This window comes from Pseudoalteromonas sp. Scap25 (assembly GCF_013394125.1).
Classification (GTDB): Bacteria; Pseudomonadota; Gammaproteobacteria; order Enterobacterales; family Alteromonadaceae; genus Pseudoalteromonas.
Window position 1 is genome coordinate 442,358 of record NZ_CP041328.1, and the last position, 24,691, is coordinate 467,048.

Annotated in this window: 23 protein-coding genes; 11 read left to right on the forward strand and 12 right to left on the reverse strand. The window is 38.9% G+C overall.

Going from position 1 to position 24,691, the window contains the following annotated elements; all coding sequences use genetic code 11:
* Positions 1–144 precede the first annotated feature (144 nt).
* Positions 145–693, forward strand: a complete 549-nt coding sequence (locus FLM54_RS17400) for a GbsR/MarR family transcriptional regulator (protein WP_010388849.1) — start codon at positions 145–147, stop codon at positions 691–693.
* A 57-nt stretch (positions 694–750) separates the two neighbouring features.
* On the opposite strand, the gene FLM54_RS17405 is transcribed toward FLM54_RS17400, so the two are convergent.
* Together FLM54_RS17405 and FLM54_RS17410 are read right to left on the reverse strand one after the other, a co-directional pair.
* The gene (locus FLM54_RS17405) at positions 751–1,767 is read right to left on the reverse strand and encodes a lytic transglycosylase domain-containing protein (protein WP_178957119.1); all 1,017 of its coding nucleotides are present in this window, start codon (positions 1,765–1,767) and stop codon (positions 751–753) included.
* Positions 1,760–2,041: a YcgL domain-containing protein gene (locus FLM54_RS17410; RefSeq protein WP_178957120.1), complete on the reverse strand. Its 282-nt coding sequence runs from the start codon at positions 2,039–2,041 to the stop codon at positions 1,760–1,762. Before FLM54_RS17410 ends, FLM54_RS17405 begins: the two co-directional genes overlap by 8 nt.
* A 156-nt stretch (positions 2,042–2,197) precedes the next feature.
* Between FLM54_RS17410 and minC the strand changes: the two genes are divergently transcribed.
* From minC to minE, 3 genes are read left to right on the forward strand one after another with little or no spacing between them, the layout of a single operon-like run.
* Complete coding sequence (gene minC, locus FLM54_RS17415; protein ID WP_138606506.1) at positions 2,198–2,902, forward strand: septum site-determining protein MinC; 705 nt, start codon at positions 2,198–2,200, stop codon at positions 2,900–2,902.
* A gap of 5 nt (positions 2,903–2,907) precedes the next feature.
* Positions 2,908–3,717, forward strand: a complete 810-nt coding sequence (gene minD, locus FLM54_RS17420; protein ID WP_138606508.1) for a septum site-determining protein MinD — start codon at positions 2,908–2,910, stop codon at positions 3,715–3,717.
* Position 3,718: 1 nt separating this feature from the next.
* Positions 3,719–3,982, forward strand: a complete 264-nt coding sequence (gene minE / locus FLM54_RS17425; RefSeq protein ID WP_008111532.1) for a cell division topological specificity factor MinE — start codon at positions 3,719–3,721, stop codon at positions 3,980–3,982.
* A 59-nt stretch (positions 3,983–4,041) separates the two neighbouring features.
* Here the strand turns inward: minE and rnd are convergent, their stop codons facing one another.
* From rnd to FLM54_RS17440, 3 genes are all read right to left on the reverse strand, one after another.
* Positions 4,042–5,172, reverse strand: a complete 1,131-nt coding sequence (rnd, locus tag FLM54_RS17430) for a ribonuclease D (protein WP_178957121.1) — start codon at positions 5,170–5,172, stop codon at positions 4,042–4,044.
* A 50-nt stretch (positions 5,173–5,222) separates the two neighbouring features.
* Positions 5,223–6,875 (reverse strand): long-chain-fatty-acid--CoA ligase FadD, encoded by a 1,653-nt coding sequence (gene fadD, locus FLM54_RS17435; protein ID WP_138606512.1) that lies wholly within the window; start codon positions 6,873–6,875, stop codon positions 5,223–5,225.
* 114 nt (positions 6,876–6,989) lie between these two features.
* A complete protein-coding gene (locus tag FLM54_RS17440; protein ID WP_178957122.1) occupies positions 6,990–7,841 on the reverse strand; it encodes an alpha/beta hydrolase in 852 nt (283 codons plus the stop codon).
* Between the two features lie 186 nt (positions 7,842–8,027).
* On the opposite strand from FLM54_RS17440, the gene FLM54_RS17445 reads away from it, so the two are divergent.
* On the forward strand, positions 8,028–9,317 hold the full coding sequence (locus FLM54_RS17445; protein ID WP_138606516.1) for an alkaline phosphatase: 1,290 nt from the start codon (positions 8,028–8,030) through the stop codon (positions 9,315–9,317).
* A gap of 114 nt (positions 9,318–9,431) precedes the next feature.
* Here FLM54_RS17445 and FLM54_RS17450 read toward each other — a convergent pair whose 3' ends face one another.
* From FLM54_RS17450 to FLM54_RS17480, 7 genes are all read right to left on the reverse strand, one after another.
* Positions 9,432–9,761 (reverse strand): hypothetical protein, encoded by a 330-nt coding sequence (locus FLM54_RS17450; RefSeq protein ID WP_138606518.1) that lies wholly within the window; start codon positions 9,759–9,761, stop codon positions 9,432–9,434.
* A 73-nt stretch (positions 9,762–9,834) separates the two neighbouring features.
* Positions 9,835–10,536 carry a tRNA (adenosine(37)-N6)-threonylcarbamoyltransferase complex dimerization subunit type 1 TsaB gene (tsaB, locus tag FLM54_RS17455; RefSeq protein ID WP_138606520.1) on the reverse strand — a complete coding sequence of 234 codons (702 nt, stop codon included), beginning with the start codon at positions 10,534–10,536 and terminating at the stop codon, positions 9,835–9,837.
* Between the two features lie 8 nt (positions 10,537–10,544).
* On the reverse strand, positions 10,545–12,461 hold the full coding sequence (locus FLM54_RS17460; RefSeq protein WP_178957123.1) for an ATP-dependent DNA helicase: 1,917 nt from the start codon (positions 12,459–12,461) through the stop codon (positions 10,545–10,547).
* A 96-nt stretch (positions 12,462–12,557) separates the two neighbouring features.
* On the reverse strand, positions 12,558–14,411 hold the full coding sequence (locus FLM54_RS17465; protein ID WP_178957124.1) for a M28 family metallopeptidase: 1,854 nt from the start codon (positions 14,409–14,411) through the stop codon (positions 12,558–12,560).
* 88 nt (positions 14,412–14,499) lie between these two features.
* On the reverse strand, positions 14,500–16,677 hold the full coding sequence (locus tag FLM54_RS17470) for a M4 family metallopeptidase (protein ID WP_178957125.1): 2,178 nt from the start codon (positions 16,675–16,677) through the stop codon (positions 14,500–14,502).
* A 302-nt stretch (positions 16,678–16,979) separates the two neighbouring features.
* Positions 16,980–17,207: a hypothetical protein gene (locus tag FLM54_RS17475; protein WP_178957126.1), complete on the reverse strand. Its 228-nt coding sequence runs from the start codon at positions 17,205–17,207 to the stop codon at positions 16,980–16,982.
* Positions 17,208–17,336: 129 nt separating this feature from the next.
* The gene (locus FLM54_RS17480) at positions 17,337–17,957 is read right to left on the reverse strand and encodes a transglutaminase-like domain-containing protein (protein WP_178957127.1); all 621 of its coding nucleotides are present in this window, start codon (positions 17,955–17,957) and stop codon (positions 17,337–17,339) included.
* A 196-nt stretch (positions 17,958–18,153) separates the two neighbouring features.
* Between FLM54_RS17480 and FLM54_RS17485 the strand changes: the two genes are divergently transcribed.
* The 6 genes from FLM54_RS17485 to hisH all read left to right on the forward strand — a co-directional run bounded on the left by FLM54_RS17485 (position 18,154) and on the right by hisH (position 24,679).
* Positions 18,154–19,104: a GlxA family transcriptional regulator gene (locus tag FLM54_RS17485; RefSeq protein ID WP_178957128.1), complete on the forward strand. Its 951-nt coding sequence runs from the start codon at positions 18,154–18,156 to the stop codon at positions 19,102–19,104.
* 645 nt (positions 19,105–19,749) lie between these two features.
* Positions 19,750–20,649: an ATP phosphoribosyltransferase gene (gene hisG, locus FLM54_RS17490; protein ID WP_178957129.1), complete on the forward strand. Its 900-nt coding sequence runs from the start codon at positions 19,750–19,752 to the stop codon at positions 20,647–20,649.
* A gap of 5 nt (positions 20,650–20,654) precedes the next feature.
* The gene (gene hisD, locus FLM54_RS17495; protein ID WP_178957130.1) at positions 20,655–21,956 is read left to right on the forward strand and encodes a histidinol dehydrogenase; all 1,302 of its coding nucleotides are present in this window, start codon (positions 20,655–20,657) and stop codon (positions 21,954–21,956) included.
* Positions 21,946–23,034 carry a histidinol-phosphate transaminase gene (gene hisC / locus FLM54_RS17500; protein ID WP_178957131.1) on the forward strand — a complete coding sequence of 363 codons (1,089 nt, stop codon included), beginning with the start codon at positions 21,946–21,948 and terminating at the stop codon, positions 23,032–23,034. Before hisD ends, hisC begins: the two co-directional genes overlap by 11 nt.
* A complete protein-coding gene (gene hisB / locus FLM54_RS17505) occupies positions 23,031–24,092 on the forward strand; it encodes a bifunctional histidinol-phosphatase/imidazoleglycerol-phosphate dehydratase HisB (protein WP_178957132.1) in 1,062 nt (353 codons plus the stop codon). Before hisC ends, hisB begins: the two co-directional genes overlap by 4 nt.
* Positions 24,089–24,679 carry an imidazole glycerol phosphate synthase subunit HisH gene (gene hisH / locus FLM54_RS17510; RefSeq protein WP_075170186.1) on the forward strand — a complete coding sequence of 197 codons (591 nt, stop codon included), beginning with the start codon at positions 24,089–24,091 and terminating at the stop codon, positions 24,677–24,679. The genes hisB and hisH overlap by 4 nt, the downstream gene beginning before the upstream one ends.
* Positions 24,680–24,691 lie beyond the last annotated feature (12 nt).

Sequence of the window (24,691 nt, forward strand, 5' to 3'; positions counted from 1 at the left end):
CGCAACATACCTCACTATAAATGCTTAGATATTAATCTATATCAATCATTAGTCGTAAAACGTGGCTTTTTATCCCAGCTTAAGTCTTGCCATACCTAACCAGCGTGCTAGCATAGATTTCATTTATTTTTGAAACTTGTAACAATGACATTATCAGAAAAAAACTTTGCCTTTGTAATGCATTGTGGTGAGATGGGCAGCCGCTGGGGATTTAATCGCACCATTGGACAAATGTGCGGTTTATTGATTATCACTAAAGACCCGATGACGGCAAATCAAATCGCTGATGCGCTAAGTATCTCTCGCGGTAACGTGAGTATGGGGATCAAAGAATTACAATCTTGGCAACTGATCAAAGTAATGCATATCCCAGGAGATAGAAAAGAGTACTATGCCCCTGCAGGCGATATTTGGGATATGGCAAATCGCGTATTCGAAGAGCGCAAAAAACGTGAAGTTGAGCCGACACTAAGTTTACTGCGGGATAACTTACTAGACGAAGCAAGTAACGACGATGAAATCTACGCTCAAAAACAAATGGGCGAAATCCATAACTTACTTGAAACAGTAACTAAATGGTCGTCAGAATTACAACGTTTAACTCCTGAGCAGCTTAATAAGCTAATGAAACTAGGTTCAGGGATTGGCAAAGTCATTGACCTAAAAGATAAAATATTTAAAAAAGAAATTTAGTCGATAGGTCACTCACAAAAAAGCCGCAATTTGCGGCTTTTTAGTTATTTGCTTTATTTAAATTTTTGGATAAGCAATTCTATCTGACAAATAGCCCACGCTGGTTGCAAAATAATATGACCGATTCCAGTGCATAAATACCTTGTAGTTGTCGTATGCTAAATACATGCGCCCATTTTCATCATCAGGCATCACTAGTGCAGCATCCACAGCAACATTTGGTAAATCGCTGCCATCAGCACGACGAACCCCTAATGCTTGCCAATCAGCGAGTGAGCGCTCTGAATTGTTCCAATATTCAAGCCATTGCTTACGTGTTTTAGTACCGCGCTTTAAAATATACTGCTGATCAAAATCAGCAGGTAATTGAACTTGGCGACCCCAGGTTAAGTTGTCATTCCAACCCTCTTGCTTTAAGTAATTAGCAATAGAGGCAAACGCATCTTCTTTGGTTGTCCAAATATCTTTACGGCCATCGTTGTTGTAATCTACAGCATAGGCATTAAATGAGGTTGGCATAAATTGAGTTTGCCCCATTGCACCTGCCCATGAGCCTTTAAATTTATCAAGCGTAATATGACCCGACTTTAATATGTCCAGTGCTGCCCATAATTGGCGCTTGTATAATGCTTCACGGCGCCCATCAAAAGCCAGTGTTACCAACGATGAAATCACGTTGTGGCCACCTTGAATGGCACCAAAATTACTCTCTAAGCCCCAAATAGCTACAATAAAGCGTGCTTGGACGCCAAAGTCTTTTGCGACCTTCTCTAAAACGTCTTGGTTTTCTTTGTACAACTTACGCGCGCGATCAATTTTCCATTGAGGCACTCGTTTTGGTAAATATGTTTCCAGTGTTTCTTTTACTTCAGGCTGATTTTTATCTGCTGAAATCACTTTTTCTTTGTAAGAAGCAGTGGCAAATGCTTGCTCAAGTAACTGAGTATCGTAACCTTTCGCTATTGCCTCTTGCTTTAAATTAGTAAGGTATTGTTGAAACTCAGCTTGGGTTTTTGCCATCACAGATGAGCTTAAACAGATACCACACAATACAACTGCTAATTTTTTAATCACTATCTACTCCGTTTTGTTTTCTTAATTCACTCAGCAAGTTTTCTTCTGGTGGCGGAATTTGTAAATAATAGCCTTGGTCGCTGAGCGACTGTTTTAAAGTGTCTAAATCCGCTACGCCTAGTTGAGTTCGCTTAGCTAAGTTAATGATCATCACGTACTGAGGTTGACCAAACATGGCCATTAAAGGTTCCGGAACTTTACTAAAATCGTCTCTTTTTTCAATAAATAAGAAAGTATCTGCTTTTTTCTTACTTTTATATACCGCAGTTAGCATTATGGCCCTATAAAATCTTGCTTAACAGTGCTACACACTATAACATGGCAATAATAATAAGTTATAAAAATTAGAGTGAAAACTACAATAAACGCCTTGTTCAGCCTAGGTTTATATAAAAATTTCACACTAACAAGACAATCCAGTTGAGCATCTATGTCGGACCAAATTTTTGAGCTAAAAGGCAACCTTTTTACGTTATCAGTTTTACATCTTTATAGTACTGATATCCCCCTTTTAGCAGAACAACTGTATATAAAAATAGCCCAAGCCCCAAAATTCTTTGAGGGTGCCCCCATTGTCGTGAATTTAATTGAAGTAAAAAATAATCCTATTGATTTTGTTCACTTAAAATCACTTATTGAACGTATGAGCTTTAATGCGGTGGGTGTATGTAATGGTTCTGATGAGCAGCACAAACAAGCGAAAGCTGCTGGCTTATCTGTTTTAAACTATTCACAAGACGTTAAGAGTGAACCTCCAAGAGTAGAGCCTAATACGTCAGTGGTTGAAAAAACCGTGTATTTACCAGCACAAATTATTAATGGTGCAGTTCGCTCAGGGCAACAGGTTTACGCCAAAGACCGTGACTTAGTGGTATTAGGCGCAGTAAGCCATGGTGCAGAAGTAATTGCAGATGGCAATGTACATATATATGGAACCCTACGCGGCCGTGCAATCGCCGGTGCGAAAGGGCTAGAAAACGCATACATTTTTTGTAATAAATTAGAAGCAGAACTCGTTTCAATCAATGGTAATTACTGGATCAGTGACTCACTGCAAGGTGAACACTGGGGTAACGCAGTTCAAATACAACAAAAAAATGAATCTTTAGAAATTTCAGCTTTGGTTAAAGGATAAATCTCATGGCAAAAATAATTGTCGTTACCTCGGGTAAAGGGGGTGTTGGTAAAACAACATCAAGCGCAGCAATTGGTACAGGCTTGGCATTGAAAGGCTATAAGACTGTTATCATTGATTTTGATATCGGCCTGCGGAATTTAGACCTTATTATGGGTTGTGAACGTCGCGTAGTGTATGACTTTGTCAATGTAATCAATGGTGAAGCCAACCTTAACCAAGCACTTATAAAAGATAAGCGTGTAGAGAAGTTATTCTTACTTCCTGCATCGCAAACACGCGATAAAGATGCACTCACACGTGATGGCGTTGAACGTGTTCTCAATGAGTTAAAAGAAGACTTTGACTACATCGTGTGTGATTCTCCGGCAGGTATAGAAGCCGGTGCTATGATGGCCATGTACTTCGCTGATGAAGCGATTGTAACTACCAACCCAGAAGTTTCGTCAGTAAGAGACTCAGATCGTATACTAGGAATTTTACACAGTAAATCTAAACGTGCTGAAGAAGGTTTGGAAAACATTAAAGAGCATTTGCTAATAACACGCTATAATCCAGATCGTGTATCAAAAGGTGAAATGCTATCTGTTGAAGATATCCAGGACATTCTAGCTATCGACTTACTAGGTGTCATTCCTGAATCTCAAGCAGTACTTAGTGCATCTAACTCAGGACAACCCGTTATTCTTGATGGCGAATCAGACGCAGGTCAAGCCTATGCTGATGCGATCAGTCGTTTATTAGGCGAGACGGTTGAATTTAGATTTTTAGATGTAGAGAAAAAGGGTTTATTCAAACGGATATTTGGAGGTTAATGTGTCTTTACTTGACTACTTCCGCTCAGAAAAGAAAAACAGTGCGTCATTAGCAAAAGAGCGATTGCAGATCATAGTCGCGCACGAACGTTCTCAGCGTGGTACACCTGATTACTTGCCGCAGTTAAAGCAAGATATATTAGATGTCATTCGCAAGTACGTGAATGTAGGCGCCGATGCAGTTCAAGTTCAGTTTGATCAAAATGAAGATGATTTAGCCGTACTCGAACTCAATGTCACACTACCTGACGAAGAAAAGAAATAATGATAAAGGGCGCTAAGCGCCCTTTATCATCTGTTTTTAACTCGTCTTGTAAACTTTATTTAATTATCCCACTCTTTGAGTGCACCTTTAAGATATTCATAGCGCCAAGAATTGAGTAAATCTGGTTTTATCTGCTGTGATTTTTGTTCATCTGTTAGCTTCCAGTTCCAACTTATAAGTTGATTCACTTGCTTTTTAGAGGCCATTACATCTTCTGGTATGTTGTGCTCTTTTGCAACCTTACTAATGTTTTGTTTGATCTCTTTCGCTACTTTTTTGTATGTAGGAAAATCAATTAAACGCTTTAGTACTTTTGGGTGCTGTTCAGGTGGGATAGCTTTAGCTTGCTCAATACACTTCAAAATTTCAACCCCTGAACGATTCACTTCAATAGGCTCAACACCCGGAATTTGTCTAAGCGCATTTAAGCTCGATGGGCCTCGCTTAGCGATTTCAGTCATGTTGTGCTCTTTAAGAACAAAATTAAGCGCAAGATTTTTACGAATTGCTTTATCTCTTCGCCACACGGCTAATTCTTTAAGTACAGCTAATTCATGCGGCTTAAGCTGCCATGCATTTTTAATCTCTTTATAAAGCAGTTCATCTGGTGTTTGAAAAGCACGCTTGTTTGCCACTAATTCACTTTCGTTAATAACAATATCAAATAAATCGGCCGCTTTAATGCTGTCTATAATTAACTCAAAACAAGGCAGTAAGTGAAACGTATCGGCCGCAGCGTATTCAAGTTGTTTTTGAGTGAGAGGACGTTGTAACCAATTGGTACGCGATTCACTTTTATCAATTTCAATATTCAACAAGGTTTTTACCATTAAGGCAAACCCCATACAGTTACCCTCCCCTAATAGCTGAAGTGCAAACTGAGTATCAAACAATGGATAAGGAACGAAACCTGCGTATTTTTGAAAAACTTCAATATCTTCTGAAGGAGAATGAAGTACTTTTAACACGTTTGGATCTTTAAGTATCTGCCAAAAATCAAACAAGGAAAGCTCTGCAAGCGGGTCGATGAGTGCTAAATGCTCGCCATCATAAACTTGAATTAGTGCAACTTCGGGATACAAAGTACGGCGGCGCATAAACTCGGTATCAATAGCAAGAATGGGTTTGTTTTTTATTTGTTCTACAAACGTATTTAGCTCATTTTGGGTTTGGATCAATTGGTAGTGCACTGAGTCTCCTACAATAAAAAAGCCGACTAATGTCGGCTTTTTTATAGTTGCTAATCTTTTAAGGCTCTTCTGAGAATTTTACCCACGTTAGTTTTAGGTAACTCATCCTTAAACTCAACGAGTTTAGGAACCTTATAATTAGTTAAATTATCACGACAATGTTTTATTATATCTTTTTCAGTTAAAGAAGGGTCTTTTTTCACAACAAAAACTTTAACTTGTTCACCACTAATGTCATGAGGAATACCAATTGCGGCAACTTCTAATACACCTTCGTGCATCGCAACCACTTCTTCAATCTCATTTGGGAATACATTAAAGCCTGACACAATGATCATGTCTTTTTTACGGTCAACAATATAGAAGAAGCCTTCATCATCGTATGTCGCAATATCACCGGTAGCAAACCAGCCATCTTTTAAACATTCAGAGGTTGCGTCAGGACGGTTATAATAACCAAGCATTACTTGTGGGCCTTTAACCCATAACTCGCCCGGTTCACCTTTAGCCGCTTCTTCACCGCTATCAAGCATTAGCTTGATATCGGTACTTGGCGCTGGTAAGCCAATAGAGCCATTATAAGACTCTAAATCATATGGGCTAATTGTAACTAATGGCGAACACTCTGTCAGACCATAGCCTTCCATTAATTTGCTGTTAGTGACCTTCTGCCATTTTTCGGCAACTGGACGTTGAACGGCCATACCGCCACCCAGTGACATTTTAAGGTTACTAAAATCAAGTTCAGAGAAACCTGGAGTATTTAATAAGCCATTAAACAGAGTATTTACACCTGTAATAGCTGTAAATTTATGCTGACTAAGCTCTTTTACAAATCCTGGCATATCACGTGGATTAGTAATTAAAACATTTAAGCCACCGTATTTCATAAATGCTAAACAGTTCGCTGTTAATGCAAATATATGATAAAGCGGAAGCGCAGTAATAACTACTTCACTACCACGGTCAAGCACTTTGTCTAAACAACCAGATACTTGCTCAAGATTACCTACCATATTGCCATGACTTAACATAGCGCCTTTTGATACACCGGTAGTTCCACCGGTGTACTGCAAGAACGCTAAGTCACTAAGGTTTACATCTGGACGTTTGTAACCAGTTGGATCTGCTTTTAACAAATCACAAAAGTTAATCGTGTTAGGTAATGTGTAGCTTGGCACCATTTTTTTGAAATGCTTAACGACAAAATTAACTAAATGCTTTTTAAGACCACCCATCATGTCACCGACTTGGGTAACCACAATATGTTTCACGTCGGTGTTGGGCAGCGCTTTTTCAAGAGTGACAGCAAAGTTAGCAAGTATAAAAATGGCTGATGTTTCAGAATCTTTTAACTGATGCTCTAACTCTCGTACGGTGTAAAGCGGGTTAACATTAACTACAACACATCCTGCACGCAAAATACCTAAAATAGCAATAGGGGTTTGCAACAAATTAGGCATCATCACAGCGACTTTATCGCCTTTTTTTAATCCTAAATCGTTTTGGATATAGGCGGCAACGCGTTTTGTTGCAGCATCTATTTCGTTGTAAGACAATGTTTTACCCATATTAGTAAATGCAGGTAAATCTTTGTATTCATTAAAACTTTTTTCAAACACTTCGAGTAACGAGTTGTAGTGCTCAGGATCGATTGTTTCAGGCATACCTTCTGGGTAGCGCTTAAGCCAGATTTTTTCCACTCTTAGCCCCTGTTATAATTATATTTTTATTAACCTTAATCTAAGTAAGGCACTTTCACAATTGAGCAAATACTCTAATCTAGAGATAATCCCACATTTATCGGTAATATACAATTAACATGCACTACTTTGCAGCATAAATACGTGAATGTGTTCAAAACATAGCCCACTACTTTGCATATGGCAATGATGTCCACCAGGCACTTCTAATACTCTCAAGTTATTGTAATAATTACTATACTTATCTAAGTTTTGTTTTACAAATGGATAACCTTGATCACCTAAAATTAATTGACATGGTGCAATTAATTCTTTTATTGCACCAATACATTGCGCTTCATCAAATCGAAAACCTGAGTGATTTTTAAGCTTAGGATCAGTCGTTAACTCAAACCCACTGTGCATTTGTTTTATATTTCTGTCCATCAGCAAAGCGATTAATTTATCATTTAAATCAGTTGTTTTTGCACGCGCTTGATAAATTTGCTCTTTTGAAGTGTATATCCTTGATTTTTTAATCGTTAACCGTGCCCGGTTAAGTATGGCATTTCTTAGCTGTGAAGCGACTTCATTTGCTTGTGTGGTAACGCAGCCTATTCCTTCAATAAAAGAAACGGATTTAACATACTCGTTAAAACAACTCGCAAATAAACCCGCGACCATCGCCCCCATCGAATGCCCGACCAAGTGTACCTTTTTTAATTTAAGCGCTGTGATTAAGGCATAAACATCATCCACATAATCAATAAAGTAGTAATGTGCCTGAGGGCTTCGCCAAGATGATAGTCCATGCCCTGCAAAATCAATACAATACCATGTTTGATTTGACGGTACGTCAGTTAGCATAGGTACAAAGCTAGCACTGTTATCTAACCAACCGTGAAGCGCAATAACAACCTCTTCACCGTCTCCAAATTTAAGGCCATGTATATCTAAGTCGTTAGCTTTGACAGAAAATGGTTGCAATGCAAACCTCTACTTTTTATTTGGTTATAGCAATAACATACAAGAGTTAATACACAAATAATAGAACCGAGCTAGAAGAGTACACACTTAAATTGCGAGATTTCATAACATATTCATTTATTTATCTGGTCATCAGTATACAATAATAGTCGCTATTAAAATAAGTACACTTAAAGGGTACACACAATGAAAAAACAGTTCGGCTTATTAGCGCTTTTATGTACAACAACAGGAGCATTTGCTCAAACAGCGCCTAAAAATGTTATTTATATGATTGGTGATGGCATGGGTCCCGCTTTCACAACCGCTTATCGATACTACAAAGATGACCCAACAACAAAAGAAATAGAAACCACCGTTTTTGATACCATATTAAAAGGCATGGCGCACACGTATCCAGATGACCATACCTATGTTACAGACAGCGCAGCAGGTGCAACTGCACTTAGCAGCGGCCATAAAAGTTATAATGGCGCTATTGCCGTCGATACAGCTAAAAAGCCTGTTAAAACCATGCTAGAAATTGCAAAAGAGCAAGGAATGACAACAGCGTTAGTAGCTACCTCACAAATAAACCATGCAACACCAGCAAGTTTTGCCGCACATAATGAATCAAGAAGAAACTACGATGATATTGCCAATGACTACATTGACAATAAAATTGCAGGTAAATTACCGGTAGATTTAATGTTAGGCGGTGGTACTGAGTACTTTATTCGTGATGACAGAAACTTAGTAGACGAATTTAAACAAGCTGGTTATCAATATGGCGATGATATTCAGAACCTTGGTCAAATCACTCAAGTGCCTGCTATAGGTTTATATGCACCTAAAGGCTTACCGTTTGCTCTTGATGAAAACCCAACAAGATTAAAGCAGTTAACTTCTAAAGCGTTTGATTTGCTTGATGGGCAAAATGATAAAGGCTTTTTTGTGATGATTGAAGGCAGCCAAATTGACTGGTGTGGTCACGCAAATGATATTGCCTGTGCAATGGCTGAAATGGATGATTTTGCTAAATCAATCGAAACGGCTAAAGCCTATGTAGATAAGAACCCAGACACTATTTTGGTGATCACGGCAGACCACTCAACAGGTGGTTTAACTATTGGTGCACATGGCCAATATAAATGGGAAACAGATGTCATCAAAGGTGTTAAAGCCACTGCGGGTACATTGACCAATTTGTTAATGGAGTCAGATAACCTTAAAAAGGTATGGCAGGAAAATACGAGCATTGAGTTTACAGCTGAAAACGAAATTAAGCTTAAACAAGCCAAAGCTATGGGTGAGAAAACCCTAAACTTAGCCGTTAAAAGCATCATTAATGATTTAAGCTTTACAGGTTGGACAACGGGCGGTCACACAGCGTCTGATGTACAAGTATTTGCTTATGGCAAAAATAGCGATGACTTTGTTGGCTCTCAAAATAATACCGATATAGCTAAAAAATTGATTGGTTACATAGAACAATAATCTCAGTAATGAAATTAAAAAAGCCCGAATGATTCATTCGGGCTTTTTATTTGCTTATTTTCATTTTATACCAATTCTCTTATTTAAGTGATCTATTTTGAGGATTGGTATTAGCTAAGCGTATATATCAACACCAATTAAATTTTGAACTTCAGCTCTTCGCTCTAAATTAGCAAACTCAGTATAAGTCGAAATCGCTTTACTTACTTGGGCTGAGGGTTGATCGTAAATAGTTTGGCTGTATTGGTTGTCTTTGCTGTTCGCTTTTGTAAACTCTTTTGCAAGTTCAAGCCCTTCAGGGCTGCTTTTGACATAATCGGTATTAGTTTTTTGTGGTTTGGCTTGCTCTAGTACTCGTTCAGGCTGCACCGGAACTACCGAAGTAGAACGCACATTACCAGGTATATCACCAGTGAAAAAACCAGAACTTATAGGTAGCGACACAGCGCTTCTCCAACCAACAACATACCTAAATTATGATTTAAAATCGCTTAATTTGCAAACAACCGGGTTTATCTTATTCTCGGCCCGGTAATTTTTTCCATGTTACCGTGTCACGCACATACTTTGGTTGTGCATCACTGGCTTGTACACCCTTACCTGCAAGGTACTGCGCCTCTACTAGTGCCAACATATAGTGTGCATCCGGTAAGCTTATTTCTGACTGTATGGTTACATTATTAAATGCCGTTAATGAATCAGGATAACTTTTAAACCCCGTCCCTACGCCTGCAGCATCAATGTTTATATCTATCAAGGTTGCATCTAACAATTCAGGTTTGAATACTCGCTCTTCGCCTTTAAGTGTCATCAATCCATCTTTTGCTTGGTACTGAGCAAAATATATTTCTCCCATACGCGCATCAATACTAGAATAAACATCGTTAGCACCAAACTGTTCTAATGCCTGCTGTGCCATGACTGCTAAAGTAGATACCCCGACTAATGGTAAATTAGTTGAATACGCAAGACCTTGTGCAATGGCTACGCTTATGCGCACGCCAGTAAAACTACCTGGGCCTTGGCCAAATCCTATTACGTCTAAATCTTTTAGTTTACAACCGGCTTTTCCTAGTAGCTCATCAATAAGTGGCAGAATTTTTTGGCTATGCTGCTGCGGGCACTCTTCAAAATGATGAAACGTTTTACCCTGATAATGCAAAACAATTGATAATGCTTCTGTAGAAGCATCTAGGGCGAGAATATTACTTTTGATCATTTTTGTACTCAATTAATATGTTTTAAAAATGTATTGGCATCTTCTAAGCTTCGTGTACGGCGCATTGGCGGTAAACTCTTTAAAAATACTTGTCCATATTGGCGTGTAACTAAGCGATTATCGCAAATCACTAACACGCCTTTATCTTTGTTGTCTCTTATTAAGCGACCTACCCCCTGCTTTAATGCAATCACCGCTTGAGGTAATTGAATATGTGCAAACGGGTCTTTACCTTGCATTTGGCAATCCTGCATTTTGGCTTGCAGTAAAGGGTCATCAGGGGCAGCAAATGGCAGCTTGTCTATAATAACACAGCTTAAGGTGCTGCCTCGTACATCAACCCCTTCCCAAAATGACGCGGTGCCCAGCAATACTGCATTACCATGGCGAGTAAATTTTTCTAGTATAATTCGTTTAGACATTTGCCCTTGCATATAAACTGGGTAGTCCATTTGCGTCGTTAAACCCTCAGCCACTAAATGCATCATACGATAACTAGTAAATAACACAAAACAACGCCCCTTAGCCGACTTTATGAGCTCTAAAGTCAGTTTTACAATAGCATGAGGCATATTATCTTCATGAGATTGTGGTAAATAACGGGGTAAGCACAGCAACGCCTGATTGGCATAATCAAACGGACTATCCACCATCATACTTTGCTTTGGCTTTAAGCCAAGGCTTGCATTAAAGTGGCTCAGTTCATTGTCGACCGATAACGTGGCGGAGGTAAATACAAACCCCGCACCAGATTCTTTCATCATCAATGCAAATTTTGCCGATACGTTTAATGGCGTTATATTTATTGTTAAATAGCGCCTCGTGGTTTCGTACCAGTAACTAAACCCAGTTTGAGCGGTATCAAATACACGTTCTAACTGGCCTTTAAAAGCCAAAACTCGTTCAAACGGATGTTCTATTTTATCGCTGCGCTCTAAGCATAACTTTAAAACCTGATACACAAATTCTAAATCACTAATAACGCGATGTAATGCCGAGCAAATAAGCTTATTACTGAGCTTTTCGCGCCAATCGCCACGGCTACCATCTACCCCAAACTGCAACCTTAAATCAGCGACACTGGTTTCGAGTTTATTTAAACTTTTACCTAATTGCAGCATATCGGGGATTTCAGCGCGATAAATAGCGCGCAAATCGTTAATTAAATCCACCAGCTTTTTGGTGCTCATTGTTTCGCCAAAATAGTCGCTGGCAATTTCGCTTAATTGGTGAGCTTCATCAAATATGTAGGCATCCGCATTAGGCATAAGCTCTGCAAAACCTGATTCCTTTACCGCCATATCGGCAAAAAACAAATGGTGATTTATTACTACAACATCGGCATCAGCCGCTTTTAAACGCGCTTTGCGAATATAGCATTCTTGAAAGTCAGGGCACTCTTTGCCTAAGCAATTATCAGCGGTTGAGCTTACATAAGGTAGCACTTTGGCGTCTTCTTCAATACCAATGCAATCGGCAAGATCACCGCTGTGGGTCTCACTGGCAAACTTTGCAACCATAGCAAGCTGATGCATAACATCAGGGTCGTCTGTTGGTACGTGTGCCACATGCTGAGTTAGTCGATACGTACACAAATAATTGGCACGCCCTTTTAACAAGGCCGTTTTCTTAGCAGCACCTAAGGCTTTTACTAATACCGGTAAATCACGATGATAAAGCTGCTCTTGCAGTGCTTTAGAACCCGTTGAGATGATGGTTTTACCTTTAGATTTAAGAGCGGGAGCTAAATAGGCAAAGGTTTTACCTGTGCCAGTGCCTGCCTCAACAACAAGTTGAGATCGGGTTTTTAATGCATCATCAACAGCCACCGCCATATCGATTTGAGGCTGGCGTGGTGTATATCCATCTATTGATAAAGCCAAAGGCCCGGTCGCACTAAACAGCTGTTTGATAATACCAATCACTTTGTAAAAAATAATAGCGGGATTCTACGTAAGCGAAACATCAAGGGCAAGTAATTAAGTTATATAATAAGGGGGGCACTGTCCCCCTATTAATTATTATTGTGCCGTAATAGATAAGGTAACTCCGCTTGCAGAACTATAGCCCTTTAAATCTATAAACCAAGTACCTGCTTGTGGGTTATCAATATTACAAGTTTCTAAATTACCATTTTTAAATGGCCTACATTGATAAACAGATTCTGTAGATGGGCTTGCAAAATTTACATATAAATCAGCATCTCCATTGCCGCCGCTAATGTTAACTGTGAATGACGAATAGCCAGCATCAAGATTTTGTGTGTATCGGCTCCAATTGTTTGCTGCTACCGAAATATTATTTTCTACACGATTGATAGGTTCTGCTGTGTTACCTTCGTTATAGCTACCGGTTAAAGAAACATTCGTAATCGCATTCCATGCTTGAACCATGACATAATAAACGCCCGCTTGGGCATTACCTATTTCACAACTCTCATTACTTGAAGAGGTTGTACTTTTACAATCAAAGCTTGTTAAGGTAGGTGCTGAATTAAATTTTACGTATAAATCGGCATCACCAGAACCACCGGATGTAATGAAGTTTAAGTTAGTCGCGTTGTCAGGTACGTTTAATGTGAATACACGTTCCGCTTTTGCACTTTCTGTTATACCGGCAACCGTAACACCGTTTTGTAATTCGTCGCCAATTGGGGGGATCACATCGCCTGCATTTTTTGCCATTTCCGATATGAAACTAACAGCTAATTTTGCAAACTTACTAGCATGATCAGCGTCAAAATTAGTGTCATTAATGGTGTGAATTAATCGATTTATATCAGCCATTTTCGACTCAAATGGCATAGATGCTGTAAACCCTTGTTGATACCAAGATGCGTGATCAGAACATCCATATCCACATTGGTCAAAACCGTAACTAACAGAAGGCAAATAAGTATCGATTAGCTGACCTAGAAACTGGTTTTGAGCATTTGTTGTGTAATCTGTCATCATCACAATATCTTCATTGCTACCGTTATTACCAGTCATATCAAACTGCACCATACCAACAACATTTTTTCCTTGTGATTTGTATGCTGAGGCAATCGCTTTTGACCCCCTCAAGCCAACTTCTTCAGCTGCAAAGCCCATTATTTGAATTGTTCTTTGCGGCTTGTAGTCATTATCAACAATTGCTCTTAGTACTTCTGATAATACAGCGATACCTGATGCATTATCATCGGCACCAGGAGAACGTCCATTTGTAGGGTTTGATTGGTTAATTGAATCTAAATGTCCACCTATGATAACAATTTCATCAGCTTTTTCTTCCCCAGGTATTGTGACTATAATCGACGACTGCGCCCAACTATGAGTAAAATATTCAACGCTGATATCGCTACGACTTGCCGCTAACTGTTGCCAATAATCTTTTAACCATTGAGATGCATCTATCCCAGTTTGAGTTGTATAGTAGCGATTGTAAAAGCTACTCATTGAATTAACAGTATTTGTTAAATTATTAGGGCTAATACGATTAATTAGTTGCTGTGTTGTTTGCGCATTATCAATATTATAATCAAAAGCTAAGGTGTTTTGGTTTTGCACAGCTGCCAACTGTTCAGTATATTGTTTTGCTTCATCTAGTGATTCATGCGCTACAAAACCACCACACCGATGGTAATTATCATGCATAAACTCACTCAGCTGTGCTACATCCGAGGTCTTAACCTTTAAAAAATTAACGGTATCTAGCTCAGTTGCATGAATAGTTAATGATTGATGTGATTTACTTACTGTTTTTTTAGTCTGCTGATAATGCTTTGCTGCAATAGGATCTATTGTCACCCATATATTTTCGTTGTCTTGTGCATACAGTGGTTGAACAATTAAGGCGCTAGCGCTAACTAACGCAATATTTAATAAACGTTTCATAAATTGATTCCTTTTAAATCAAGCTATATTCATAGAAAGTGATATGACTAAGATAAAAAAGGGAGCGGACGCTCCCCTAGGAATTGATTTAGTTAGCTTGAATAGTAAGCGTTACACCACTTGCATTGCGGTATCCTTGTAAATCAATGTGCCAAGTCCCTGCTTGTGGATTATCGATAGTACAACTTTCGTTATTGCCATTTTTATATGGGCGACAAACATAAGTATTTGTATCTGATGCTGCTCCAAAGTTTACATATAAATCCGCATCGCCACTGCCACCCGCAATTGAAACATTAAGTGAGCTATAACCTGAACCTAAACTTTGCGTAAATCGAGTCCAGCCTCCAGAGCTTACAGCTACATTTTCTTCAGTTCGATTTATAGGCGTTGTACCCCCAGTATCGCCATCATAACTGCCAAGTAATGTGACTCCTGAGATTTGATTCCATGCCTCAACCATTACATAATAAGTACCGGTTTGAACATTACCGATAGCGCAACTTTCATTACTTGTTGACGTTGTGCTATTACAGTCAAAGCTATTTAGCGTTGGCTTAGACCCAAATTTTACATACAAATCAGCATCGCCTGTTCCACCTGATGTGGTAAATGATAAGTTACCTGCATCTTGTGGCACATCAAGCGTAAAGAATATTTGTTGTTTGGCTGCACCGCTGATCCCCGTACGTGGGATGTCATTTGTAAGCGCTTCTATTTCGGAACCTGAATCACACGAACTACCAGCACTCAAACTAGAGTTTACACCAACAGCACTTAACGCCGCTTTTACGTCCTGTGTGTCGTAGTTTAGATCACAGGCTGCGTCCATAACACCATTACCGGCTATATCCCAGTTAGTACTGGCAGTCCAATACAGTTGATTAGCACGCGCCATCACTTCAAATGCTTTTTTTGTATTCCATCCAGCAGTCGTGGCTAGGTTATAAAACGCTTTGTTGTAAACACCTGAACTGTAATGTACATCCATACCACTAGTATAATCGCTTTGTTTATCAATCGAGCGCCCATCTTGTGTTGGATTATTCATGTATCGCAAAGCACCATTACCTTTGAATATGTCTTGACCTACAAGCCAATCATTACTTCCTCTCATGTAATACTCTGCAGCCTCACCTGCCATATCAGAAAAAGCTTCATTCAGCCCGCCTGATTTGCTGTTATAGATCAGACCTGAATTTTGCTCGGTAAACCCATGGCTTACTTCATGGGCTGATACATCTAAGCTTACAAGTGGATAAAATGTATTTTGACCATCTCCAAAAGTCATTGCACTGCCATCCCAAAATGCATTTTCATAATTGTTGCTATAATGCACTCTCATTTTTAATTGAAAAGATAATGGTGGCGTACCAATCCAATCGTTATACATGTTATAAATTACGTTGCCGAAATAATGTGCATCATTTAAAGGTGAGTAAGCACCATTAATTTCTTTAAAGGTATTCTCAGGACAGGTAAATGAATAAGCACTTGTTCCGCTCGTCCCACCATTTAAATTAATAGTTCTAACGTTACTATTTTCCATCACGCAATTACTGCCCGATTGAGTTACATTCAAACTATCAAAATCAGTGCCATAAACATATTTGCCCGTCTTCAAGTTTCCACCTGGGCCAGTCGCATCAGCATGTTGGAGGTTATCGATGCTAAATAGAATATCTCCATTGTTTGCATCAATAATTTGATAAGGTCTCGCAGGGTTTCGACCATAAGTTACATAAGACACCTCATAAACTAAATGAGCAGTACCTTGTTCGTCTAGCCAAATTGCTAGTTGAGATTTTTCATTATACTTTTTCAAATCAGCGGTTTTTATTGCTATATCTGATTGTTGCAACCCTTTTGTAATTGCTTTATTTTTACTTAACTTAGGAGTAACGCTATTAATATCTGTAGCAAGCTCATAAACAGCAGCGCCGTGAGAGTGTTTTAGCTGGCCATTATTGAATGTTAGGCTAACGGTATCTCCTATAACGGGTAAATCGTTAAAGAACTGTTGATATCGTTTGGTTATATCTCCGTTTTTACTTTTAATTTCTTTTACTACGACTAATTTATTCCCTGACTCCAAGCCAATTTTTGCAGCTAGGTTAGTATCATTAAGTGATACAACACTACTTTGCGCTTTATTGATGTTATTTGACTGCTCACTAAGGTATTTTTTATTCGCAGCTACCGCTGCTGGTGCTTGTACTAGTGTAAAAGCTGCAAGGGTTGCTATTGTGATTTTTGATAAATTCACGGTTACGCTCCATTTTGTTTTGTTAATAGTATATTTATACTAACCGGCACTACCTGTTCCCGATTCAGGATCAGCGTAGGTCACAAAACAACCAAATGGAAATTAAACAAAAAATTTACAATTAAAGTATGAGCCAACAAAAATAAAGTATTAAAAATCAATGCAGAATGATTTTTAATTTCGTTTTAATGAATTTTAAATATTCAATTTGTAAATTTAAAGTTACAAAATCGAGATTGTAATTTGTAAAAAAGAAAGGCATGTAATAAGAATTACGAAAAAGTGGAGGGCATATTCAATTGTTATGCCCATGTATCGAGGTGTTTATCGTTACCATCTGTATTTTTATTATGTTCATCAGCATTTGTTGTCGATATTTTTTTTTGCTTTTCTATCTCTTTCTTTTTACGCTCTTCAAGTTCAACTTGTTTTGCTCTAGCGCTTTGTTGCACCCCTGCAATATGAAAAGCACCTTTAGATTCAAGCGCTAAACGGGTAATTTGCCCTAAATAGGGGATCATTATATCCATGTGTACCTCCAGCAGGTTAGGCGTAATTTTATAAATATAAAACTGTTGATAAATAACGCAATACTGTTAATGTTATCGGCAGCTGTAAAATATTCATTAAATTTTCTTGCCGTCATATCAATTAATACATTATTCAATATTGCTAAAATTAAGCTTTAAATGCGGGTAATAAAGCTCACAATTTTGATTAATAAATGCTGTTGGCATTACAGCATATTGACCGTGATCTTTTAAATATTCCATGTGCTTTTTACCATCTGTAGTAAATTGATGAAATAAAGAATGATTAACCCCATCAAAATCTAGCGGTTTTATTTTAACTAAGTCGCATAGTTCCTTATTAAAAGCAGGGGTCGATTTAACCCATTCACCTTCAATAAACTGCTCCACGTAAGCATGCATTGTAAACACTTCATTCTTTAGTAACTCATCTAATTTAGGAGTGCTCAAATGGTTACGAACATCAGCTAAACCTAACCGTGCAGGAATATCACAAGCTCGGCTTAATGCTATTTGTAATGATGCCTTTGGAATACAATATGCTGCTTTATTATTTAAGCAATAATCACTACTTAGTGACTTTGCCCCATCTAAAAGTGTAAAAGGATCATATTTAATTCCGTCTCTTACAAGGTAATATATTGAAACGGCCTTAGTGCGTTCGTCATTACCTTTTACCTTTTTTAGCCAGCTATTAATTTCATTATGCTTGTGATTGAAAAAAGCATCATTTTGTAAGTACTGCTTCAAACCTGTCCCCTTAACGAATGTATTTATTGTAATTACAGATAGTTTGACTATATTTTTTAATAGTAAAAAAGCATTTTAAAACAATAATTTTAAAACTATATAAGTCTTTAAAGTATCTTTTAATGTTACTTATACAAAAATTAAAATACTATGTCTGCACAGGCATTTTAAATAGTCCAATTGGGCCATAAGAATTATGAAAAATATAGCAATTATTGCCTATGAGGGCTGCTGGGCTGTTAGCGTATTTTTAGCTAAAGATTTTTTTACTATTGTTTCTTTACTCGACACACATTACTCATTACCTCAAAGTTATAACGTAGAAATAATAACGACCGACGGTGCACCTATAACAAGCTCGAGTAATTCACTGGTTATTGCCGATAAGTCACTTACTGATAAGCAGTATGACTTAGTTATTATACCGCCGATAGAAGGTTCTAAATTAAAAAATATGCCACGGGGCACTGAGTTAATTATTGAATGGTTAAAACCTAAAATAAGTAGTAATACGTCTATTCTTTGTTTAAGTAATGGCTCTTATTTTTTAGCGGCAACAGGTAAATTAAATAAAACGGTGATTGCTACGCATTGGAGCTTAGTCAAGCCGCTAAGTGGATTATTTCCTGATTGCCAATTTATTAGTCATAAATCGTATTTAAGAAAGGGAAATATATATACAACGGGCTCTTTTGAAGCCGGTATTAGCGTACTTTTAAGCCTTGTTGCTCGAGACAAAGGCGATCGTTTTTCTCAGCAGTGCGCTACTCATTTACTTATTTCTGACTCTGGTAAGTTAAACCTTATTTTGCCTCAATTTAATAACCACAGAGACGAAAAAATTAACGAAGTACAAGATTGGATTCATAATTACCCAAGCGGTGTAATCACTATCAATAAATTAGCAAAACAATTTAACTTTAGTGAACGCAATTTAAAAAGGCGATTCTCACAAGCAACAGGTATATCAATCAACAAATATGTACAAGAAGTACGCATAGATAGGGCCAAAAAACAGTTATTAGCAACAGATAAGACCGTGAACGAAATATCAATAGACGTAGGATATGAAAACAGTAGTTTTTTTTCTCGCTTATTTAAAAAAAGCACAGGGTTAACACCTGCAAAGTGGCGTAAAAATGATTAATTAACTTTACTTAAATGATGATTTAAGCCCAAGAGTTCAATTCCATCATCATTTTGGTTACTGTTTTATTTGTGATTTAATTTGCTTTTTATAAAGGACTTCGTTTTTTCTATTTTGTAATTCAAGTTGTAATTTTTTGGTAGCTGCACCGTTTTACACATCTGCGATATAAGACATACCTTTAGACTCATACTACAAACCGATTACTTTATCCAAATAAGTGGGCATCATAGCTATGCGTACATCCTTCAAAAACTCAGTCTATTGATGAATGAAAATCAAACAATTCATGTAACACTAATTTAAATGGGTTATATTCTTAGTACCGGCAGTTATAAGATATTCTTTAATTAAAGAAAATTTTCCTTGCCATGATGTTAGTGAATATGTTTTTATAAATGGGAAATTATTAAACAAACAGCAGCTAAGCGTTAACATAGTAACGAATAGCTAAACAGGATATAAAATGCTTAATTCACTGACAGTTGTACATCACCACCATCATTCATCGGAATAACCTGTCAGGTCTTTCGCTGAGAGGTTGTTCCTAAAAGGAAACCTCTGGCGAATCAACATACCAAGATTCATTTTCGCCCTGAGGTTTCCCTCGGGGTTTTTAGTTTTTAAATTAAAGGAAAATGAGTAATGAATAATAGTAATCGTCTTCGTATCGCCATCCAAAAAGGTGGCCGCCTATCTAAAGATTGTCAAGATCTACTTAAACAACTGGGTGTAAAACTCAATCTTCGTGAGCAGCGCCTAATAGCACACTCAACCAACATGCCTATCGACGTTTTGCGTGTGCGCGATGACGATATTCCAGGCTTAGTTATGGATGGTGTATGTGATTTAGGTATTGTTGGCGAAAACGTATTAGTTGAAGTACAAGCAGAAAGAGAACGCCAAGGTGTACCGAGTGAAGTAACAAAGCTTGCTAAACTTGACTTTGGTTACTGTCGTTTAGCACTTGCATGGCCACAAGAACTTGGTAAGCAAGACAAGAGCTGGTTTGAAGGCAAACGCATAGCAACCACTTACCCAGAAATTTTAAGTCAATACCTAAAACGCGAAGGCATCAACGCCAGCACAGTAATGTTAACCGGTTCAGTGGAAGTAGCACCACGAGCAGGACTTGCCGATGCGATTTGTGATTTAGTCTCTACTGGCGCAACGCTTGAAGCAAATGGCTTAATGCAGGGTGATACAATTTTAGAGTCAAATGCTTGTTTAATCCAAAACACTCAACTACAAGATCCTGAAAAATTAGCGCTCATCAATAAACTAATGCCGCGTTTACGTGGTGTAAAGCAAGCTAAAGAAAGCAAATACATTATGTTACACGCACCAAAAGACAAGCTTGATGAAATTTGTGAGATTTTACCTGGCGCTGGCCAACCTACATTATTGGCTCTTGCGGGTAATAATGAATATGTTGCCCTTCACATGGTGAGCAGTGAAACCCTATTTTGGGAAACCATGGAACAACTTAAGGCCCTTGGTGCCAATTCTATTTTAGTTATGCCAATTGAAAAAATGATGGAGTAACAACAATGCTTCGTTGGAATGAGGAATCATCACAAGTTCAAGCAGCGGCGCTTATGCGCCCTGCTGTATCAGCAAGTGTAAAAGTAGAAAGCATTTGCCAGACTATTTTGGCAAAAGTTAATGCGCAAGGCGATGCCGCTCTACTTGCATTAGCAAAAGAGTTCGATAATAGAGCCAAGCCGCGTTTACGTGTACCACTTGATGAAATTAATGCCGCTGAGAAAATGCTAAGCCCAGAGCTTAAATATGCAATTGATACCGCTTATGCCAATGTGAAATGTTTTCATCAAGCGCAACTGCCAAAAGATATTAAGTTATCGACTCAACCCGGTGTTGACTGTGAACTAAAATATCAAGCCATCGAAGCAGTCGGTATTTATGTACCTGGCGGAAGTGCCCCTCTTCCGTCATCGGTTATTATGCAAGGTGTATTGGCGCAGTTAAGCGGTGCAAAAACCGTGGTATTAGCCACCCCAGTACAAGGTGATAAAGCAATTAACCCGGCTATTTTATATGCCGCTAAATTATGTGGTATCACTACAATTATTGAAAGCGGCGGTGCAGGCGCGATTGCTGCTATGGCCTATGGCACAGAGTCTGTTCCTAAAGTAAATAAAATTTTTGGTCCAGGTAACAGCTTTGTCACTATGGCAAAACAGTTAGTCGCACAAACGATTCCAGGTATGGCGATTGATATGCCAGCAGGGCCATCAGAAGTGTTAGTGATTGCAGATGAACGTGCAAACCCAGAGTTTATTGCTGCAGACTTACTCTCTCAAGCAGAACACGGGGCTGACTCACAAGTTATTTTATTATGTAACAGTGAAACCATTATTGAACAAACGCAAGATGCACTCACACGTCAACTTGCCAACTTAAGCCGAAAAAACACTGCCGAACAGGCATTGGCTAATTCGTCACTTATTCTAGTTGATTCAGTAGCTCAAGCGTTTGACGTATCAGCGCAATATGGGCCAGAGCACTTAATATTACAACTTGCAGATGCCACTCCTTATTTAGATAAAGTAAAGAATGCAGGCTCTGTATTTGTTGGCGATTACACCCCTGAGTCAGCGGGCGATTATGCCTCAGGCACTAATCACGTGTTACCCACTTATGGTTACAGTGCAACTTATTCTAGCTTGAATTTACTTGATTTTTTCCGTACTTACACAGTACAGACTATCAGTAAACGTGGCTTAACTGAGCTTTCAAAAGCTATTTTACCCTTAGCAGATGCAGAAGGCCTAGATGCCCACGCTAATGCGGTTTCAATTCGTTTAGAGGCAATAAAAAATGAGCAATGATAGCGGCTTATTACCTGATAATATTGCAGCGCTTGCTGCGTATAGCTCAGCTAAAAGTGAAAAGTTAACCGGTACAACGTGGCTCAATGCGAATGAAAGCCCGTATGCTAAAAACCTTGAAATAACAATTGAAGACTTGAATCGTTACCCCGATCCTCAGCCTCAATTGGTCATTGACCGCTACGCTGCCTATGCTGAGCTTGAAAACGAAAATGTATTAATGACTCGCGGCGCAGATGAAGGCATTGAATTATTAGTACGTACCTACTGTGAACCGTCAAAAGACAGTATTGCACTATTTTTACCAACATATGGTATGTACAAAGTAACGGCCGATACACACAACGTCGCAATCAATGGCCTAACACAAGCGCTTTTATTAAATGGCAGCGTGGATGAAATAGTTGCCGCTGTGGGTAGCTCAAAACTAGTGTTTATTTGTAATCCAAATAATCCAACTGGAAGCTTAACGCCGCTAGATAAAGTAAAAGCCATTGCCACTGCGCTTGCAGGTAAAGCATTAGTGATTGTTGATGAAGCCTACATAGAGTTTTGTCCAGAGCAAAGTGCAACACAACTTATAAACGAGTTTAGTAACATTGTTGTGCTTCGTACACTCTCAAAAGCATTCGCACTCGCGGGTTTAAGAACAGGGTTTACTCTCGCTCAGGCCAGTGTATTAGCGCCTATTCGTAAAGTCATTGCACCGTATCCGGTATCGGGTGTGGTGGCCAGTATTGCAGCACAAGCCATTGCCCCTGATGCCATTACCTCAATGCGTCGCCAAGTAACGATTTTAAATAGCTTAAAGTTAAAGCTTATTGACTGGTTAAACGCCTCCCCTGCAGTATTAAAAATACTCACTGGTGAAGGCAACTTCGTTACTTTAAAGTTAGCTAACAAGGATTACTTTAAACAAGCGCTTAAACAAGGCTTAGTAATGCGCGCCTTCACCTTATTTAATGAAGATGATTGGCTACGTATTTCAATTGGTAATGAGCAAGAATTAGAACAAGTAAAAATTTGGTTAGATGGCCTGCAATTGCCACAAACCGCAGCACAACAGGAAGTATCATGAGTAACCCCTATTTATTTATAGACCGCGATGGCACTATTATTGAAGAGCCAATCACCGATAAACAAGTCGACAGCCTTGAAAAACTAGCGTTTTTACCAGGTGTCATTCCTGCCTTATTGCAACTGCAAGCAGCAGGCTATCGCTTAGTGATGGTATCGAATCAAGATGGCTTGGGCACAGACAGCTTTCCAACTGCCGATTTCGATATTGCTCAAGACAAAATGATGGACATACTGCATAGCCAAGGCATTAGCTTTGAGTCAGTATTAATTTGCCCACATTTTGATGAACAAAACTGTGATTGCCGTAAACCTAAAACGGGTTTATTAACTGAACTTATGCGCTCAGGCAAAGTTGATTTAGCACGTTCATATGTAATTGGCGATCGCCAAACCGATATTGGCCTTGCGCAAAACTTATGTTGTGAAGGCATTTTGTACGATGGCAGCTGGCCTGCCATTGTTACCAAGCTAACCACAGCCAACCGCGAAGGCCGTGTTACGCGTAACACCAAAGAAACGCAAATTGATGTAGCGGTTAACCTTGATCAAACGAAAAATGGCAGCATAGACACTGGCCTTGGCTTTTTTGATCACATGCTGGATCAAATTCGCACGCACGCCAACATTGGTTTAAACATTAAAGCCGAAGGCGATTTACACATAGACGAGCACCACCTTGTTGAAGACATTGGTATTGCTTTAGGTGTTGCCCTTAAACAAGCGCTTGGCACTAAATCGCAAATAGCGCGCTATGGTTTTGCACTGCCAATGGATGAATGTAAAGCAGAGGCACAAATTGATTTATCGGGTCGCGCTTCATTTGTATTAAACGCTAACTTTAGCCGTGAAAAAGCCGGTGATTTAGACGTACAAATGGTTGAGCACTTTTTTAAAAGCTTAAGCGATAATGCCGCTATTAGCCTTATTTTATCGGTGAGTGACGGTAACTGTCATCACCAAGTAGAAGGCTTATTTAAAGCGTTTTCACGTGCTCTTCGTATGGCAGTAGCACAAGACACCAGCCAACAAACAGCCAGCTCTAAGGGATGTTTATGATTGCCATAATTAATACCGGGTGTGCCAATATAAATTCAGTGCGTTTTGCCTTTGAACGCTTAGGGCAAACGCCAACGGTAATTACCACACCAGAGCAGTTAAAAGGCTTTGAACGTGCAATATTACCCGGTGTTGGCCATGCATCAGTTGCTATGAAGCGTTTGGTTGATAATGGTTGGCAGCAAGCAATTAACGAATATCAGCGCCCGCTAATGGGAATTTGTTTAGGTATGCAGTTACTGTGCGAAAGCACCGAAGAAGGTAATGTGCAGTGCTTAGGTAAAATACCAGGGCAAGTAAAAGCCCTTGATGTTGGCAGTTTAACGTCGCCGCATATGGGTTGGAATAACTTAAGCATTAATAAAGAGCATGCACTTACTAAAGGGTTAACACAAGACGAGCAAGTGTACTTTGTTCATAGCTTTGCGCACACCGTAAACGACGCAACACTTGTAAGCGGCGAATACGGCCAAACCTTTTCGGCCATAGTTGCTAAAGACAACTACGCTGGCATGCAATTTCACCCTGAGCGCAGTGCAAAAGTAGGCACCCGTTTATTACAAAATTTTGTTGATTGGCAGTTATAAACAGCCCATTAA

Bases quoted from the DNA above. Each gene is read 5' to 3' on its own strand.
- FLM54_RS17400 (WP_010388849.1), top strand. From the start codon at position 145: ATGACATTATCAGAAAAAAACTTTGCCTTTGTAATGCATTGTGGTGAG.
- FLM54_RS17410 (WP_178957120.1), bottom strand. From the start codon at position 2,041: ATGCTAACTGCGGTATATAAAAGTAAGAAAAAAGCAGATACTTTCTTA.
- minC (WP_138606506.1), top strand. From the start codon at position 2,198: ATGTCGGACCAAATTTTTGAGCTAAAAGGCAACCTTTTTACGTTATCA.
- minD (WP_138606508.1), top strand. From the start codon at position 2,908: ATGGCAAAAATAATTGTCGTTACCTCGGGTAAAGGGGGTGTTGGTAAA.
- FLM54_RS17445 (WP_138606516.1), top strand. From the start codon at position 8,028: ATGAAAAAACAGTTCGGCTTATTAGCGCTTTTATGTACAACAACAGGA.
- tsaB (WP_138606520.1), bottom strand. From the start codon at position 10,536: ATGATCAAAAGTAATATTCTCGCCCTAGATGCTTCTACAGAAGCATTA.
- FLM54_RS17465 (WP_178957124.1), bottom strand. From the start codon at position 14,411: ATGAAACGTTTATTAAATATTGCGTTAGTTAGCGCTAGCGCCTTAATT.
- FLM54_RS17475 (WP_178957126.1), bottom strand. From the start codon at position 17,207: ATGGATATAATGATCCCCTATTTAGGGCAAATTACCCGTTTAGCGCTT.
- FLM54_RS17485 (WP_178957128.1), top strand. From the start codon at position 18,154: ATGAAAAATATAGCAATTATTGCCTATGAGGGCTGCTGGGCTGTTAGC.
- hisG (WP_178957129.1), top strand. From the start codon at position 19,750: ATGAATAATAGTAATCGTCTTCGTATCGCCATCCAAAAAGGTGGCCGC.
- hisD (WP_178957130.1), top strand. From the start codon at position 20,655: ATGCTTCGTTGGAATGAGGAATCATCACAAGTTCAAGCAGCGGCGCTT.
- hisC (WP_178957131.1), top strand. From the start codon at position 21,946: ATGAGCAATGATAGCGGCTTATTACCTGATAATATTGCAGCGCTTGCT.
- hisB (WP_178957132.1), top strand. From the start codon at position 23,031: ATGAGTAACCCCTATTTATTTATAGACCGCGATGGCACTATTATTGAA.
- hisH (WP_075170186.1), top strand. From the start codon at position 24,089: ATGATTGCCATAATTAATACCGGGTGTGCCAATATAAATTCAGTGCGT.